The sequence below is a fragment of the Pseudomonas sp. FP597 genome (genome assembly GCF_030687435.1).
GTDB lineage: Bacteria > Pseudomonadota > Gammaproteobacteria > Pseudomonadales > Pseudomonadaceae > Aquipseudomonas > Aquipseudomonas lactucae.
In genome coordinates this window covers 275,005-289,949 of record NZ_CP117432.1, presented here as the reverse complement: position 1 = coordinate 289,949, position 14,945 = coordinate 275,005, and the positions used below count along the sequence as shown (strand labels likewise).

15 protein-coding genes are annotated in these 14,945 nt (G+C 61.6%); 12 read left to right on the top strand and 3 right to left on the bottom strand.

The window, feature by feature from the left end; genetic code table 11:
• The first annotated feature begins 18 nt into the window (after positions 1-18).
• The 6 genes from tauA to PSH66_RS01325 all read left to right on the top strand — a co-directional run bounded on the left by tauA (position 19) and on the right by PSH66_RS01325 (position 4,233).
• Positions 19-996: a taurine ABC transporter substrate-binding protein gene (gene tauA / locus PSH66_RS01350; RefSeq protein WP_003171015.1), complete on the top strand. Its 978-nt coding sequence runs from the start codon at positions 19-21 to the stop codon at positions 994-996.
• Positions 997-1,013: 17 nt separating this feature from the next.
• Entirely contained in the window at positions 1,014-1,793 is a 780-nt protein-coding gene (tauB, locus tag PSH66_RS01345; RefSeq protein ID WP_305428237.1) for a taurine ABC transporter ATP-binding subunit, read from the top strand.
• On the top strand, positions 1,790-2,626 hold the full coding sequence (gene tauC / locus PSH66_RS01340; protein WP_003171011.1) for a taurine ABC transporter permease TauC: 837 nt from the start codon (positions 1,790-1,792) through the stop codon (positions 2,624-2,626). Before tauB ends, tauC begins: the two co-directional genes overlap by 4 nt.
• A 14-nt stretch (positions 2,627-2,640) precedes the next feature.
• The gene (tauD, locus tag PSH66_RS01335; protein WP_305428236.1) at positions 2,641-3,477 is read left to right on the top strand and encodes a taurine dioxygenase; all 837 of its coding nucleotides are present in this window, start codon (positions 2,641-2,643) and stop codon (positions 3,475-3,477) included.
• Between the two features lie 82 nt (positions 3,478-3,559).
• Positions 3,560-3,805, top strand: coding sequence for a hypothetical protein (locus PSH66_RS01330; protein ID WP_003171009.1), 246 nt, complete (start codon positions 3,560-3,562; stop codon positions 3,803-3,805).
• Positions 3,802-4,233, top strand: coding sequence for a type II toxin-antitoxin system VapC family toxin (locus tag PSH66_RS01325; protein WP_305428235.1), 432 nt, complete (start codon positions 3,802-3,804; stop codon positions 4,231-4,233). Before PSH66_RS01330 ends, PSH66_RS01325 begins: the two co-directional genes overlap by 4 nt.
• 81 nt (positions 4,234-4,314) lie before the next feature.
• On the opposite strand, the gene mgrA is transcribed toward PSH66_RS01325, so the two are convergent.
• The 3 genes from mgrA to epsC all read right to left on the bottom strand — a co-directional run bounded on the left by mgrA (position 4,315) and on the right by epsC (position 8,746).
• Positions 4,315-5,352: an L-glyceraldehyde 3-phosphate reductase gene (mgrA, locus tag PSH66_RS01320; protein ID WP_305428234.1), complete on the bottom strand. Its 1,038-nt coding sequence runs from the start codon at positions 5,350-5,352 to the stop codon at positions 4,315-4,317.
• Between the two features lie 152 nt (positions 5,353-5,504).
• Entirely contained in the window at positions 5,505-7,466 is a 1,962-nt protein-coding gene (gene betT / locus PSH66_RS01315; RefSeq protein WP_179119871.1) for a choline transporter BetT, read from the bottom strand.
• 353 nt (positions 7,467-7,819) lie between these two features.
• The gene (gene epsC / locus PSH66_RS01310; RefSeq protein WP_003171006.1) at positions 7,820-8,746 is read right to left on the bottom strand and encodes a serine O-acetyltransferase EpsC; all 927 of its coding nucleotides are present in this window, start codon (positions 8,744-8,746) and stop codon (positions 7,820-7,822) included.
• Between the two features lie 167 nt (positions 8,747-8,913).
• On the opposite strand from epsC, the gene PSH66_RS01305 reads away from it, so the two are divergent.
• The 6 genes from PSH66_RS01305 (at position 8,914) to PSH66_RS01280 (ending at position 14,918) form a co-directional block, all read left to right on the top strand.
• A complete protein-coding gene (locus PSH66_RS01305) occupies positions 8,914-9,909 on the top strand; it encodes a D-cysteine desulfhydrase (protein WP_305428233.1) in 996 nt (331 codons plus the stop codon).
• 188 nt (positions 9,910-10,097) lie between these two features.
• The gene (gene tcyJ / locus PSH66_RS01300) at positions 10,098-10,892 is read left to right on the top strand and encodes a cystine ABC transporter substrate-binding protein (RefSeq protein WP_003171004.1); all 795 of its coding nucleotides are present in this window, start codon (positions 10,098-10,100) and stop codon (positions 10,890-10,892) included.
• Positions 10,892-11,557 (top strand): cystine ABC transporter permease, encoded by a 666-nt coding sequence (gene tcyL / locus PSH66_RS01295; protein WP_003171003.1) that lies wholly within the window; start codon positions 10,892-10,894, stop codon positions 11,555-11,557. The genes tcyJ and tcyL overlap by 1 nt, the downstream gene beginning before the upstream one ends.
• Before the next feature lie 3 nt (positions 11,558-11,560).
• Entirely contained in the window at positions 11,561-12,307 is a 747-nt protein-coding gene (tcyN, locus tag PSH66_RS01290) for an L-cystine ABC transporter ATP-binding protein TcyN (protein WP_003171002.1), read from the top strand.
• Between the two features lie 405 nt (positions 12,308-12,712).
• Positions 12,713-13,489: a hypothetical protein gene (locus PSH66_RS01285; RefSeq protein ID WP_003171001.1), complete on the top strand. Its 777-nt coding sequence runs from the start codon at positions 12,713-12,715 to the stop codon at positions 13,487-13,489.
• Between the two features lie 187 nt (positions 13,490-13,676).
• Positions 13,677-14,918: an SfnB family sulfur acquisition oxidoreductase gene (locus tag PSH66_RS01280; RefSeq protein WP_305428232.1), complete on the top strand. Its 1,242-nt coding sequence runs from the start codon at positions 13,677-13,679 to the stop codon at positions 14,916-14,918.
• Positions 14,919-14,945 lie beyond the last annotated feature (27 nt).

Sequence of the window (14,945 nt, the reverse complement as noted above, 5' to 3'; positions counted from 1 at the left end):
CGATTGAGGAGCTTCCCCTTGAAACTGTTAACCCCTCTGCGCCTCTTGGCCGCATTGTCCCTGGCCGGTGCCAGCCTGTTTGCCCAGGCAGCGGATGTGACCATCGCTTACCAGACCACCGTAGACCCGGCCAAAGTCGCCCAGGCCGACGGCGCGTACGAAAAAGCCACTGACGCCAAGATCGACTGGCGCAAATTCGACAACGGCGCCGACATCATCGCCGCCATTGCTTCCGGCGATGTGCAGATCGGCTACCTCGGTTCCAGCCCGTTGACCGCCGCCATCACCCGCAAGGTGCCGGTGGAGACGTTCCTCGTCGCCACCCAGATCGGCGGTGCCGAGGCTCTGGTAGCGCGCGACGGTTCGGGGATCAACAGCCCTCAGGACCTGATCGGCAAAAAAATCGCCGTGCCCTTCGTGTCCACCGGACACTACAGCCTGCTGGCCGCATTGAAGCACTGGAACATCGACCCTTCGAAAGTCACCATCCTCAACCTCGCGCCGCCGGCGATCATCGCCGCCTGGAAGCGCGGTGATATCGACGCCACCTACGTCTGGGACCCGGCCCTGGGCGTGGCCAAGGAAAACGGCAAGGTGCTGATCACCTCTGGCGAGCTGGCCAAGTTCGGTGCGCCGACATTCGACGCGTGGATCGTGCGTAAAGACTTTGCCGAGAAACATCCGGAGATCGTCACGGCCTTCGCCAAGGTCACTCTGGATGCCTACGCCCAATACCGCAAAGACCCACAAGCCTGGCTCGCCGACAAAAGCAACGTCGACAAACTGGTGAAGCTCTCCGGCGCCAAGGCCAGTGATATACCGCTGCTGCTGCAAGGCAATGTCTACCCGCTGGCCACTGACCAGGTGACCCTGCTGGGCGCACCCACCACCAAGGCCGTGACCGACACGGCTGCGTTCCTCAAGGAACAAGGCAAAGTCGACGCCGTGCTGCCGGACTACGCCCCTTACGTCAGCGCCAAGTTCATCACTCACTGATTCAGGAGTTCATCGCGATGGCCTTGCTACAACTGGAGCGCATCAGCGCACAGTACCCAGGCGCCCCGGAACCGGTACTGGCGGATATTTCACTCGAACTTGGGCCCCGGCAATTGCTGGTCGCCCTCGGCCCGTCCGGCAGCGGCAAGACCTCGCTATTGAATCTGATTGCCGGTTTTGTCGAACCCTGCGCCGGGCGCATCACCCTCGATGGCGTGCCGGTCAAGGGCCCGAGCGCCGAGCGTGGCGTGGTGTTCCAGGACGACGCATTGCTGCCCTGGCAGGACGTCCTGGCCAACGTCGGTTTCGGCCTGGAACTGGCAGGCGTGCCCAAGGCGCAGCGGGAAGTACGCGCACGGGAAATGCTCGCCCTGGTGGACCTGGCCGGCTTCGACAACCGCCGTGTCTGGCAGCTTTCGGGCGGCCAGAAACAACGTGTCGGCCTGGCCCGCGCCCTGGCGGCCGACCCGCGCGTATTGCTGATGGACGAACCCTTCGGCGCCCTCGATGCGTTCACCCGCGAGCAGATGCAGGAATTGCTGCTGCAAGTCTGGCGACGCACGGCCAAGCCGGTATTCCTGATTACCCATGACATCGAAGAGGCCGTGTTCCTCGCCACCGAGCTGATCCTGCTGGCGCCCAACCCCGGCCAGATCGTCGAGCGCCTGCAGTTGGACTTCGGTCAACGCTACGCGGCCGGTGAGTCGGCGCGGGCGATCAAGTCCGACCCGCGCTTTATCGAAACCCGCGAACACGTACTGGGCAAGGTGTTCTCGCAACGGCAGGTGTCCGCATGAGCAGCTATGAACTCCCCGCCACTGCCGTCAAGCCGGCGGCGCGCACAGTCATTCCCGTACGGCGCAGCCTGAGCACACGCTGGATCAGCGTGTTGACCCTGGTCGTGTTACTGGCGATATGGTGGGCCGTGACCGCCACCGGTTTGATCGAACCCCTGTTCCTGCCACCGCCGTCTGCCGTGCTGCAAAAAGGCTGGCTGCTGGCGACCACCGGTTATATGGACTCAACCTTGTGGCAGCACCTCGGCGCGAGCCTCAGCCGGATCGGCCTGGGTTTGGGCTTTGCGGTACTCACCGCGGTACCGGTGGGGATTGCCATCGGCTCCAACCGCATCGCCCGCGGCATTCTCGACCCGTTGATCGAGTTCTACCGGCCGATTCCACCGCTGGCCTATCTGCCATTGATCGTGATCTGGTGCGGCATCGGCGAGCTGTCCAAGGTACTGCTGATTTACCTGGCGATTTTTGCGCCAATCGCCATCGCCACCGCGACCGGCGTGCGCACCGTCGACCCGGCCAAACTGCGTGCGGCGCAATCGCTGGGCGCGAGCCGAGCCCAGTTGATTCGCCACGTGATCCTGCCCAGCGCCCTGCCCGACATCCTCACCGGTGTGCGCATCGGCCTGGGGGTGGGCTGGTCGACACTGGTGGCCGCCGAACTGATCGCCGCCACCAGCGGCCTGGGCTTCATGGTGCAGTCGGCGGCGCAGTTCCTGGTCACCGACGTGGTGGTGCTGGGGATTCTGGTGATCGCCCTGATCGCCTTCGCCATGGAAATGGGCCTGCGCGCCCTGCAGCGTAAACTGGTGCCCTGGCATGGCCAGGCACATTGAGTGATGGACATTAAATGACCCGCCTGACCGTTACGCCATTAAGCACCGCCCTGGGCGCCCAGATCAGTGGCGTCGATATCACCCAGCCGCTCAGTGTCGAACACCGCGATGCCATTGAGCAGGCGTTGCTCAGCCACTCGGTGCTGTTCTTTCGCGACCAAGCCATCACGCCGCAGCAACAGGCGCGATTCGCCGCGAATTTCGGCGACCTGCACATCCACCCGATCTACCCCAACGTGCCGGAACAGCCCGAAGTACTGATCCTCGACACCGCCGTCACCGATGTACGCGACAACGCCGTGTGGCACACCGACGTGACCTTCCTGCCAACCCCGGCGCTCGGCGCGGTGCTCAGCGCCAAGCTGCTGCCGGCGTTCGGCGGCGATACGCTGTGGGCCAGTGGCATTGCGGCGTATGAGGCGTTGTCCGAGCCGTTGAAGCGTTTGCTCGATGGGTTGACGGCTACCGACGACTTCACCAAATCCTTCCCGCTGGAACGCTTCGGCAACACTGCCGAAGACCTGCTGCGTTGGGAAGAAACCCGCAGTAAAAACCCGCCATTGTCACACCCGGTGGTGCGTACGCATCCGGTGAGCGGGCGTAAGTCGCTGTTTGTCAGTGAAGGGTTTACTACCAAAATCAATGAGCTTGAACCGGCGGAAAGTGAAGCGATTCTCAAGCTGCTGTTCGCCCACGCGACGCGCCCGGAATTCACCATCCGCTGGCGCTGGCAGGAGAACGACGTGGCGTTCTGGGATAACCGCGTGACCCAGCATTACGCGGTGGACGATTACCGGCCGCAGCGGCGGGTGATGCATCGGGCGACGATGCTTGGGGATGTACCGTTCTGACGATCCGATAAGCGGGCTCGCGGCACTCGAAAAGAAGCCGCTATGCTATCAATGATTTCATTGAGAGCAGGAGGGCATTCACATGGCGAGCCTTACCATTCGTAATTTAGATGACGGTATCAAAGAGCTTCTGCGCATTGAAGCAGCCCACAATGGGCATTCCATGGAAGAAGAGGCTCGTATTATTTTGCGCAAATCACTCGTGAGCGTCGGTAAAGGCCGGGGGTTGGGCAGTAGGATTCAAGCACGCTTTGCACAGGCGGGAGGGCTGGATGTGGACTTGCCGGCACGTAATTCCCCCATCAGGACGGTGGAGTTCGATGAATGATCGTACTCGACACCAATGTCTTATCTGAATTGATGCGACCCGAGCCGGCAGCAGCGGTGCTTCGTTGGATTGACAGCCATGCCGCCGAAGATTTGTTCACCAGTTCAATTACGATGGCAGAGATTCTTCATGGCATTGAGCGGTTGCCCGACGGGAAGCGTAAGCACAGCCTACATAATCATGCATTAGCAATGTTTGAAGACGACTTTGCCGATCGCATCCTTACGTTCGATGCTTACGCAGCCGTCCACTACTCAAAGCTAGTGACCGCTCGCGAACAATCTGGAAAGCCCGTTGGACTCGCAGACGCTCAGATAGCCGCAATCTGTCGTGCCCAGAAGGCAAAACTCGCAACAAGGAACGTTAAGGACTTTGAAGGCACAGCGGTGGATATCATCAATCCCTGGACGGCAGCAATGGCTAGTTAACCGCGTGCCGACATAGCTCCCCTACCAGCAATCAAATGTGGCAGGGACTTCTCCCTCCCACATTGACCCAGTGCTATCAGGTTATTCAGCGGTCGATGGCTTTTCCCACAGGTTAATCCCGCCTTCCTGCGCAAACCGATCGATCTCCGCCAGTTCTTCGGCACTGAAGCTCAGGTTCTTCAACGCCCCGACGTTCTCGATAATCTGCTCCGGCCGACTCGCACCGATCAGCGCGCTGGTCACCCGTGGGTCACGCAGCGTCCACGCCAGCGCCAATTGCGCCAGGCTCTGGCCACGGCGCTGGGCGATTTCGTTCAGCGCGCGCACGTGGGCGATGTTGGTTTCAGACAGGTGCCTGGCCTGCAACGAACCGCCGCCCGGGCGGTTGACCCGTGCGTCGGCCGGCACGCCGTTGAGGTATTTGTCGGTCAACAAACCCTGGGCCAGCGGTGTGAATGCGATCACTCCGGCGCCCAGCTCCTCGGTGGTGTCGAGCAGGTCTTTTTCCACCCAACGGTTGAGCAGGTTGTAGGCCGGTTGGTGGATCAGCAACGGTACTTTCCATTCCTTGAGCAGCGCCGCCATTTCACGGGTTTTTACTCCGGAATACGAAGAGATGCCGATGTACAACGCCTTGCCCTGTTGCACGGCGGTGGCAAGGGCGCTGGCGGTTTCTTCCAGGGGCGTGTCGGCATCAAAACGGTGGGAGTAGAAGATATCCACATAGTCGACGCCCAGACGCTGCAGGCTCTGGTCCAGGCTTGCCAGCACGTATTTGCGTGAGCCGCCGCCCTGGCCGTAAGGCCCCGGCCACATGTCCCAGCCAGCCTTGCTGGAGATGATCAATTCGTCGCGGTAATGCTTGAAGTCTTCGCGCAGCAAACGGCCGAAATTGATCTCGGCGCTGCCGTAGGGTGGGCCGTAGTTGTTGGCCAGGTCGAAGTGGTTGATCCCCAGGTCGAACGCGGTGCGCAGCAGGGCGCGCTGGGTGTCGATCGGCGCGCTGTCGCCAAAGTTGTGCCACAGCCCCAGGGACAGTGCTGGCAGCACCAGTCCACTGCGGCCTACGCGGCGATAAGGGATAGATTCATAGCGGTTTTCGGCAGCAATGTACGTCATCGAATCCTCTCTGGGCTTGGGGCAAATAAGGCCTGGGAATAAGGTTATTCCCAGACCTTTTAACCCGCTGAATCGCTTAAGTCTGCCCCTTCCTTTTACAGCAAAGACCTACTTGAGAGGAACGGTACGACGCACATCCATGAGCCATTTGCTCAACGCACCAAGTGCAGGAACTGCAGGTGACGCTCGTACTGGTCGAGGATGTCGTTGATGATCTGCTCCTTGGTGTAGCCCACCAGGTCGTAGTCCTGGCTGCCTTCGCTCAAGTGCACTTCCGCACGATAATAGCGGCGGTTGTTGATCTCTTTGGAGCCCATGCCGCCACGGGCGAACGACGGCGTGAAGTAACCGCGCATCTGCACTTGGTAGATGAACGGATGCTCCTCGCCATGGCCGATTTCCAGGCTGACACTGTCGTTGGACGGGTCCGGCTGGGTGACCACGCTCAGGCCCTTTTCGACGAACACGGCGGTCACTTCTTCAATCGCCGGGCGCACTGTCGATTCGAGGAAACGATACACCTCATCGCGCGACGGGAAGTGCACCGCCTGGCTCAGGCGCTGGCGCCAGCCGCCCTTGCCTTTGCGCGAGGCCGAGATCGGCGCCAGCGAATGCAACTGCGCGATCTGCTTTTGCGATTCAAGGTAGAAGGCTTTATGCAGGCCCCACATCATCAGCAGCAGGATCAACGAGAACGGCAATGAAGTCAGCACCACCGCCGATTTCAGCGAGTCGATACTGCCGGCAAACAGCAAGGCACTGGTGACCAGCGCGGTCATTGCACCCCAGAACACGCGCAGCCATTTCGGCCCGTCTTCATCGGCGTTGCCGCCCTTGGACGACAAGGTCGACAGCACAACGGTGCCCGAGTCCGCCGAGGTGACGAAGAACACAAAGCTGATAAACACCGTCACCGCGATGACGGTTTTGCTCCAGGGGTAGGTTTCCAGCAGCAGGTAGAGGCTCATCGAGGGATCATCGATAGCCGACTGACCGAGCGCCGCCATGCCGTGGTTGAGCACCTGGTCGATGGCGCTGTTGCCGAAGATCGACATCCACGCCAGGGTGAAGCCCAACGGGATCAGGAGTACGCCGAACACGAATTCGCGGATGGTACGACCACGAGAAATCCGCGCGATGAACAGGCCCACGAACGGCGACCATGCGATCCACCAGGCCCAATAGAACACCGTCCAACCGCCCAGCCAGTCGCTGGGTTTGTCGTAGGCGTACACATCGAAACTCTTGGTCGGCAAGGCGCCGAGGTAGTCGCCGATGTTCTGGATCAAGGTGTTGAGCAAATGCTGGGTGGGCCCGGCGAACAACACGAACAGCAGCAGCGCACAGGCCAGCAGCATGTTGATGTCGGACATCACCCGCACGCCCTTGTCGACGCCGGCCACCGCGACCAGGATCGCCGCGCCCATCATCAGGGTGATCAGGCCGACCTGGATCCACTGGGTGTGGGCGATGCCGAACAGATAGTCCAGCCCCGAGTTGAGGTGCAGCACCCCAAAGCCCATGTCGGCACCCAGACCGAACACCGTGGCGATGATGCCGAAGCCATCCACCGCGTAGCCGATGGGGCCGTTGATGCGCTTGCCGATCAGCGGGTACAGCGCCGAGCGCAACGCCAGCGGCAGGTTATGCCGGTAGGCGAAATACGCCAGGGCCATGCCGACAAACGCAAACACGCCCCAGCCGTGCAGGCCCCAGTGCAGGAACAGGACCTGCATGGCCTGGCGCGCGGCGTCGGCGTTGAGTGGCGCGCCCTGGGGCGGTTGCACCAGGTGCGTCAGCGGCTCGGACACACAGAAGAAAAACAGCGTGATGCTGATCCCGGCGGCGAACAACATGCCGGCCCAGGACAGGTAACTGAATTCGGGCTCGTCGTGGTCGGCACCGAGTTTTATCTTGCCGTAGCCCGATAGCGCGGTGACCACCACGAAGACCAGATACAGGGTCATCGCCAGCATGTAGTACCAGCCGACCGTATTGGCCGCCCAGTTTTGCGCGGCCAGCAGCCAGGCGCCGGCCTGTTGCGGGATAGCGATGACGGTGATGCCGAACAGCAGGATGAAGGTAGCGGCAAAGTAGAAGACCGGCGCATTCATGCGCACCAGGCCGCTGGCAGGGGTGGACGATGCACTCATGAACGATGCACCCCGAGGTTGAAGGATGTGGCTGTAAAAAACGGACTCAGCAAAGGTAAGCCTCCTGTTGTGAGCGGGCAGCGAACCACCGGGTTTAACTTGAACGAACGTTCAAGTTAAACATGAATAGGCAGTTTTGGACTAATCGCAGGGCTGAGCGGTAGACAATTCCTACGCTAGCTCAAGGATTGGTATGACGGGCGGGGGAGGACAATCGTTCAGCGATTGCAGGGAGAAATCCGGTAAAAATCTGCAATGCAATCAACTGTGGAAGGGAGGCTTGCCCCCTCCCACAGGGGATTTGTGCAGGATCCTTACTTCTGCGCCCCATCATCATGCTGCAAATTCGCCTGCGTGATATTCGCCTCGGCCGGCACGCTGCGGGTCAGCCACACATTGCCGCCAATGGTCGAGCCCTTGCCGATGGTGATACGCCCCAGGATCGTCGCCCCGGCATAGATCACCACATCATCCTCGACGATCGGATGCCGCGGATGGCCCTTCTGCAACTGCCCGTCCTCATCCGCCGGGAAGCGTTTAGCGCCCAATGTCACGGCCTGGTAAATGCGCACCCGCTCACCGATGATCGCGGTCTCGCCGATCACCACACCGGTCCCGTGGTCGATGAAAAAGCTCGGGCCGATCTGCGCGCCGGGGTGGATATCGATGCCGGTGGCCGAGTGGGCGATTTCCGCGATGATCCGCGCCAGCAGCGGCAAGCCGGCGCGGTACAGGTGATGGGCCAGGCGATGGTGAATCACCGCCAGGATCCCCGGATAGCACAGCAGCACTTCGTCCACGCTGCGCGCAGCCGGGTCGCCGTGGTAGGCGGCCAATACATCGGTATCCAGCAGGCTGCGCAGCGACGGCAAGGCCAGGGCGAAATCCTGGATCAGGCGGATGGCATGAGCGCCGATCCGGCTGTCGTCCTCGCCACCCTGGCGCGCGGCGTAGCGCAGTTCCAGGCGGGCCTGGGCGAGCAAGGCATTGAGCGCCACATCGAGGGTATGGCCCACGTAGAAGTCTTCACTTTCTTCGCGCAAGTCCACCGGCCCCAGGCGCATCGGGAACAGCGCACCGCACAACGCTTCAAGGATCTGCGCCACCGCTTCACGCGACGGCAACTCCCGGCCGCCGTGCTCGCCACTCAAGCGTCCATTGCGCGTTCGCCACTGGTCACGGGCGCCGCGCAGCTGGCTGACGATGGTCTGTAATTGCCAATGACTGGAACGCTCACTCACGGTTTTCACTCCTGACGAAATGCCCATCACTTTACGGTATCCACCCAGGCCGGCCTTAAGAACCAATGGTGTGATGCTCAGAACCATCGGGCATAAGCGATTGACGGTTGCCCGATGAAAAGTGCCTGCCTATAGTCGCTCCATCCCTTCAACAACCGTGCGTAGCCATGATCAAGCAACAGCTCGACCGCTTTAACCGTCTGGAACTGCTGGGCGGCGCCACTGCCCTGGAAAAACTCGAACGGCTGTCGACCTGGCTGGGCCGGGACATTTACGTCAAGCGCGATGACACTACGCCCCTGGCCATGGGCGGCAACAAGCTGCGCAAACTCGAATACCTGGCGGCCGATGCCATCGCCCAGGGCGCCGACACCCTGGTGACCGCCGGCGCCATCCAGTCCAACCACGTACGCCAGACCGCCGCACTGGCGGCCAAGCTTGGCCTGGGCTGCGCCGCCCTGCTGGAAAACCCCACCGACACCGACGACGCCAACTACCTGCACAACGGCAACCGCCTGCTGCTGGAGTTGTTCGACGCCAAGGTGGAGCTGGTGGAAAACCTCGACAACGTCGACGACCAGCTCAACGCTCTCGCCGATCGCCTGCGCAGCAGCGGCAAGAAGCCTTACCTGGTGCCCATCGGTGGCTCCAATGCCCTCGGTGCGTTGGGGTATGTGCGTGCGGGCCTGGAGCTGGCCGCGCAGATCGAAGACAGCGGCCTGGAATTCGCTGCGGTGGTCCTGGCCTCCGGCAGCGCCGGCACCCACAGCGGCCTGGCACTGGCGTTGAGCGAAGCGCTGCCGAATCTGCCAGTGGTGGGCATCACCGTGTCGCGCACCGACGAAGCCCAGCGCCCGAAAGTGCAGGGGCTGGCCGAGCGCACGGCCGAGTTGCTGGGTGTGGACATTCCCGAAGCGTTCAAGGTGATCCTGTGGGACGAATACTTCGGCCCGCGCTATGGCGAACCGAACGCCGGCACCTTGGCCGCGATCAAACTGTTGGCCAGCCAGGAAGGCCTGCTGTTGGACCCGGTCTATACGGGCAAGGCCATGGCCGGTCTGCTGGACGGCATCGGGCGTCAACGCTTTGAAGATGGGCCAATCATTTTCCTGCACACCGGTGGGACGCCGGCGTTGTTTGCTTATGACTCGGTTTTCAACTGAATAAACGCGGGCTGAATGGACCTTCTTCATATTCATAAAAAGAATATGAATTAAGATTTATATTATTTTCAAGTCTTAAAAACCGCCTTTATCATCGCGCCGAAGGCGAAGACGCGCTTCGCGCTTTAAGGCAGGATACGCCTACCGCGTCACCTGCTTCGCTCAACATAAAAACACAGGGGCTCTTCATGACTATTTCTGCATTCCGTCGCACATTGCTGGTTGGCACATTGGGTCTGGCGCTCGGCGCCGGGTGGCTGGGCCAGGCGGTTGCCGGTGAGCAACTGGGCAACATCAAGAAGGCCGGCGAGATCAAGATCGGCCTGGAAGGCACCTACCCGCCGTTCAGCTTCGTCGATGAGAGCGGCAAGCTCAGCGGTTTCGAAGTGGAGTTGTCCGAAGCCCTGGCCAAGGAGCTGGGCGTGAAGGTCAAGCTGCAGGCCACACCATGGGACGGCATCCTCGCGGCCCTGGAATCCAAACGTCTGGACGCGGTGGTCAACCAGGTGACCATTTCTGAAGAGCGCAAGAAGAAGTACGACTTTTCCAAGCCTTACACCGTCTCCGGTATCCAGGCACTGGTGCTGAAGAAAAACGTCGATACCATCAAGACCGCCGACGACCTGGCCGGCAAGAAAGTCGGCGTAGGCCTGGGCACCAACTACGAACAATGGCTCAAGGACAACCAACCCAAAGCCATCATCAAGACCTATAACGATGACCCGACCAAGTTCCAGGACCTGAAAGTCGGCCGTATCGACGCCATCCTGATCGACCGCCTGGCCGCTCTGGAATACGCCAAGAAAGCCCCGGACACCGCGGCTGCCGGCGACGCCTTCTCGCGTCAGGAATCCGGTATCGCCCTGCGCAAAGGCGAGCCTGAGCTGCTGGACGCGGTGAACAAGGCCCTCGACAAGCTGCGCGCCGACGGCACTTTGAAGAAGCTCTCCGAGAAGTACTTCAACGCTGACGTCACTCAATAATGGAAGCAAGTTTCCAACTCGCGCTGGACTCCGCGCCCTTTCTGCTCAAGGGCGCGTATTACACGGTGATCCTGAGCCTGGGCGGGATGTTTTTCGGTTTGCTGCTGGGCTTCGGCCTGGCCTTGATGCGCCTGTCGCGCTTCAAGCTGCTGCGCTTGCCCGCCCGCGTCTACGTGTCGTTCTTTCGCGGCACGCCCTTGCTGGTACAGCTGTTTTTGATCTACTACGGCTTGCCGCAAGTGGGCATCGAGCTGGATCCGATCCCGGCGGCCATGATCGGTTTTTCGCTGAACATGGCCGCCTACGCCTGTGAAATCCTGCGGGCCGCCATCGCCTCCATCGAGCGCGGCCAGTGGGAAGCCGCCGCCAGCATCGGCATGACCCGCGCGCAAACCCTGCGCCGGGCCATCCTGCCGCAGGCCATGCGCACTGCCCTGCCACCGTTGGGCAACAGCTTTATTTCGCTGGTCAAGGACACGGCGCTGGCCGCCACGATCCAGGTGCCCGAGCTGTTTCGCCAGGCGCAACTGGTGTCGGCGCGCACCTTCGAAATTTTCACCATGTATCTGTCCGCCGCCCTGATCTATTGGGTGCTGGCGAGCATCCTGGCGTATTTTCAAAATCGTCTGGAAGACCGGGTCAACCGGCATGACCTGGAGCCTTGAAGCATGATCGTGGTTGAAAAGCTGACCAAACAATTCAACGGTCAGGTGGTGCTCAACGGCATCGACCTTGAGGTCAAGGAAGGCGAAGTCGTCGCCATCATCGGCCCCAGCGGTTCCGGCAAGACCACCTTCCTGCGCTGCCTCAACTTCCTCGAAGAACCCACCAGCGGTCGCATCAAGGTGGGCGACATCCAGATTGACGGCAGCAAACCGCTCAACCAGCAGCAAAGCCTGGTGCGGCGCTTGCGCCAGCATGTGGGCTTTGTGTTCCAGAACTTCAACCTGTTCCCACACCGCACCGCGCTGGAAAACGTCATCGAAGGCCCCACCGTGGTCAAGAAGATGCCACGCGAGGCCGCCCTCGCATTGGGTCGCACCCTGCTGGCCAGGGTTGGCCTGGCGGGTAAGGAAAACGCCTATCCACGACGCCTGTCCGGAGGCCAGCAACAGCGCGTGGCGATCGCCCGCGCATTGGCCATGGAGCCCGAGGTGATTCTGTTCGATGAACCCACCTCGGCGCTGGACCCGGAACTGGTCGGCGAAGTGCTGGCGACCATCCGCAGCCTGGCCGAAGAGAACCGCACCATGGTCATCGTCACCCACGAAATGAGCTTTGCCCGGGACGTGGCCAACCGGGTGATCTTCTTCGACAAGGGCGTGATCGTCGAACAGGGCGAAGCCAAGGCGCTGTTTGCCAACCCCAGGGAAGAACGCACCCGGCAGTTTTTGAGCAAATTCCTCGCCCACTGAAGCGCCTCCGAGTAGCAGCTGTCGAGCCCTGCGAGGCTGCGTCGGCGGTGTGTCAGGCACGCCGCAAACGCAGCCTCGCCAGGGCTCGACAGCTGCTACGGATGTCGTGTCGACAGGCATGCTCCCACACAAGCGCGTTCCTACAGGAAGTCCTCATTCCACACTGTAAAACATCCCGCCATCTGCGTCTGAAACGCCCCGGCCCAGTCAGAACCTTCTGAATCTTCTCCAACTCGCCGTTTAGCCCTTGGCCGCCATTGACGCCCCCGCGCCAACGCTCTTATCTAACGCCCAGAGGATTGGATCCTATCCCGGCTACTCACTGAATCGTTCCTTTCAGCCCCTGCGCGCACCCGCGCCGAAGGGCTGGAACGATGGCTGCTGGCTGCATCAAGGAGATTACTTATGACGCGCACTGAAACCCCGGCGATGCTCACCGCACCGACGCTGCCCCAGGCCCTTCGAAACGGCATCAATGCCCTGGCCGCCACCCAGTTGCAAGTCGACATCGCCCCCTACCCCGGCATGGATGAGGGCGACCTGATCGAGCTGTTCTGGAACAACTGCTTTGCTGCCTCGCGCCGAGTGACCGCGGGCAAAGTCGGCACGGCCACCCACCTGCGCGTGCCGGAAAGCTTTGTGCAGGATGGCCAGGCGCGGATTCACTACCAGGTCATGCAGATAGGCTATGGCCCCGCGCGCTCGGCGGTGACCACGGTGCGGGTCAAGACCAACTACCCGGGCGGCCAACCTGCGGCGTTGTGCGGCGATGAGAACCAGAACCTTGCCCCTGTCGGCCTGCCCGAAACCATCCGCCGTTATGGCGTCAACAGTCGCCAGGTGCAGCGGGGTATCCCGCTGACCATCGGCCCGTACCTGAACATGACGCGCGGCGACGCCATCACATTGCGCTGGGGTGACATACGTATGGACTTGCCCAGGATCCAGGCCAAAGCGGTTGGCATGGCGGTGCAGGTCTGGGTGCCTTCGAGCGTGATTGTCGACGCTGGCGACGACTGCCGGCTGGAGGTGACTTACTGCATCCTGGACCGCGTCGGCAACAATTCGCGCTGGGCGCCGGCCCGCATGCTCCGTATTGCCGCGTGCGCGCCAACGCGCCCGGCCCAGGCCGCGGCGGTGTATCAACCCCGCCCTCTCGGCTCCCCCTGCGAACCAGGGTGATCGTCCTTCTATGTATATTCCCAAAAGTTAGTTTATTTAATTATTTAACACGTTTAGGGTATATAAACCGGACCACCGGACATCTCTGATTTTTCTGTTTTTATTTCATTGAATGCGAGGTCGGTATGGTCAGGATTACCCCGGTGCACAACGCCAGGGCATTACGTGCAGCCAAGGAGCGGCGCTGATGTCTAACTTGGCTCTAACACCCCCCCAGAGTGATCTGGATATCGCCCCCCTGCTGTTGCCGGCCACCGTGCTGCGCAACGATGCAGAGGCGCTCGACGCAGCCCATGCGCTGGCCCAGGCCGCACGCCTGCAGGCCGCCAAGCGCGACCAGCAACGCCAGTTGCCGTGGGCGCAGCTTGAACAGTTCACCCGCAGTGGGCTGGGCAGTATTTCCATCCCCCGCGAGTACGGCGGCCCACAGGTTTCGTTCGTGACCCTGGCCGAGGTGTTCGCGATCATCAGCGCGGCAGACCCGGCCCTCGGGCAGATCCCGCAGAACCATTTCGGCATCCTGCACCTGTTGCAGGGCACTGCCACCGAACGCCAGAAAAAGCAGCTGTTCCAGAGCGTGCTCGACGGTTGGCGCATCGGCAACGGCGGCCCGGAGCGCGGCACCAAAAACACCCTGCAGCTCAAGGCGCGCATCACCGCCCAGGGCGATGGTTATGTGGTCAGCGGCCAGAAGTTCTACTCCACCGGCGCCCTGTTTGCCCATTGGGTGGCGATCAAGGCGTTGAACGATGACGGCAAGCAGGTCATGGCCTTTGTGCGCCGTGGCACCCAAGGCCTGCGCATCGTGGATGACTGGTCAGGCTTCGGCCAACGCACCACCGCCAGCGGCACCGTGCTGCTGGACCGAGTGCCGGTGGACGCCGAACTGGTGGTCGACAACTGGCGCATCGGCGAAAGCCCGAACATCCAGGGCGCCGTCTCGCAATTGATCCAGGCCGCCATCGATGCCGGCATCGCCCGTGGTGCGCTGGATGACACCCTCGCCTTCGTGCGCGAACGTTCACGGCCATGGATCGACGCCAAGGTCGAACGCGCCAGCGATGACCTGTATGTGATCGCCGACATCGGCAGGCTGAAGATCGAACTGCACGCCGCCGAAGCGCTGTTGCGCAAGGCCGGCCAGGTGCTGGACCAGGTCAGCGCCGCGCCGATCACCGCGCAGTCCGCGGCCCGTGCATCCATCGCGGTGGCCGAGGCCAAAGTGCTGACCACCGAAGTGTCGTTGCTGGTCAGCGAAAAGCTTTTCGAGCTGGCCGGCAGCCGCGCCACCCTCGCCGAATTCAACCTCGACCGTTACTGGCGCAACGCCCGGGTGCACACGCTGCATGACCCGGTGCGCTGGAAATACCACGCAATCGGCGCCTATCGGTTGAACGGCACGCTGCCGGCTCGCCATTCCTGGATCTGACCGACCAGAACACTTTTCCACGAGATT

What these genes read in the sequence shown, in the direction of transcription:
- tauB (WP_305428237.1), top strand. Translation starts at nt 1,014, where the DNA reads ATGGCCTTGCTACAACTGGAGCGCATCAGCGCACAGTACCCAGGCGCC.
- tauC (WP_003171011.1), top strand. Translation starts at nt 1,790, where the DNA reads ATGAGCAGCTATGAACTCCCCGCCACTGCCGTCAAGCCGGCGGCGCGC.
- tauD (WP_305428236.1), top strand. Translation starts at nt 2,641, where the DNA reads ATGACCCGCCTGACCGTTACGCCATTAAGCACCGCCCTGGGCGCCCAG.
- PSH66_RS01330 (WP_003171009.1), top strand. Translation starts at nt 3,560, where the DNA reads ATGGCGAGCCTTACCATTCGTAATTTAGATGACGGTATCAAAGAGCTT.
- PSH66_RS01325 (WP_305428235.1), top strand. Translation starts at nt 3,802, where the DNA reads ATGATCGTACTCGACACCAATGTCTTATCTGAATTGATGCGACCCGAG.
- mgrA (WP_305428234.1), bottom strand. Translation starts at nt 5,352, where the DNA reads ATGACGTACATTGCTGCCGAAAACCGCTATGAATCTATCCCTTATCGC.
- betT (WP_179119871.1), bottom strand. Translation starts at nt 7,466, where the DNA reads ATGAATGCGCCGGTCTTCTACTTTGCCGCTACCTTCATCCTGCTGTTC.
- PSH66_RS01305 (WP_305428233.1), top strand. Translation starts at nt 8,914, where the DNA reads ATGATCAAGCAACAGCTCGACCGCTTTAACCGTCTGGAACTGCTGGGC.
- tcyJ (WP_003171004.1), top strand. Translation starts at nt 10,098, where the DNA reads ATGACTATTTCTGCATTCCGTCGCACATTGCTGGTTGGCACATTGGGT.
- tcyL (WP_003171003.1), top strand. Translation starts at nt 10,892, where the DNA reads ATGGAAGCAAGTTTCCAACTCGCGCTGGACTCCGCGCCCTTTCTGCTC.
- tcyN (WP_003171002.1), top strand. Translation starts at nt 11,561, where the DNA reads ATGATCGTGGTTGAAAAGCTGACCAAACAATTCAACGGTCAGGTGGTG.
- PSH66_RS01285 (WP_003171001.1), top strand. Translation starts at nt 12,713, where the DNA reads ATGACGCGCACTGAAACCCCGGCGATGCTCACCGCACCGACGCTGCCC.
- PSH66_RS01280 (WP_305428232.1), top strand. Translation starts at nt 13,677, where the DNA reads ATGTCTAACTTGGCTCTAACACCCCCCCAGAGTGATCTGGATATCGCC.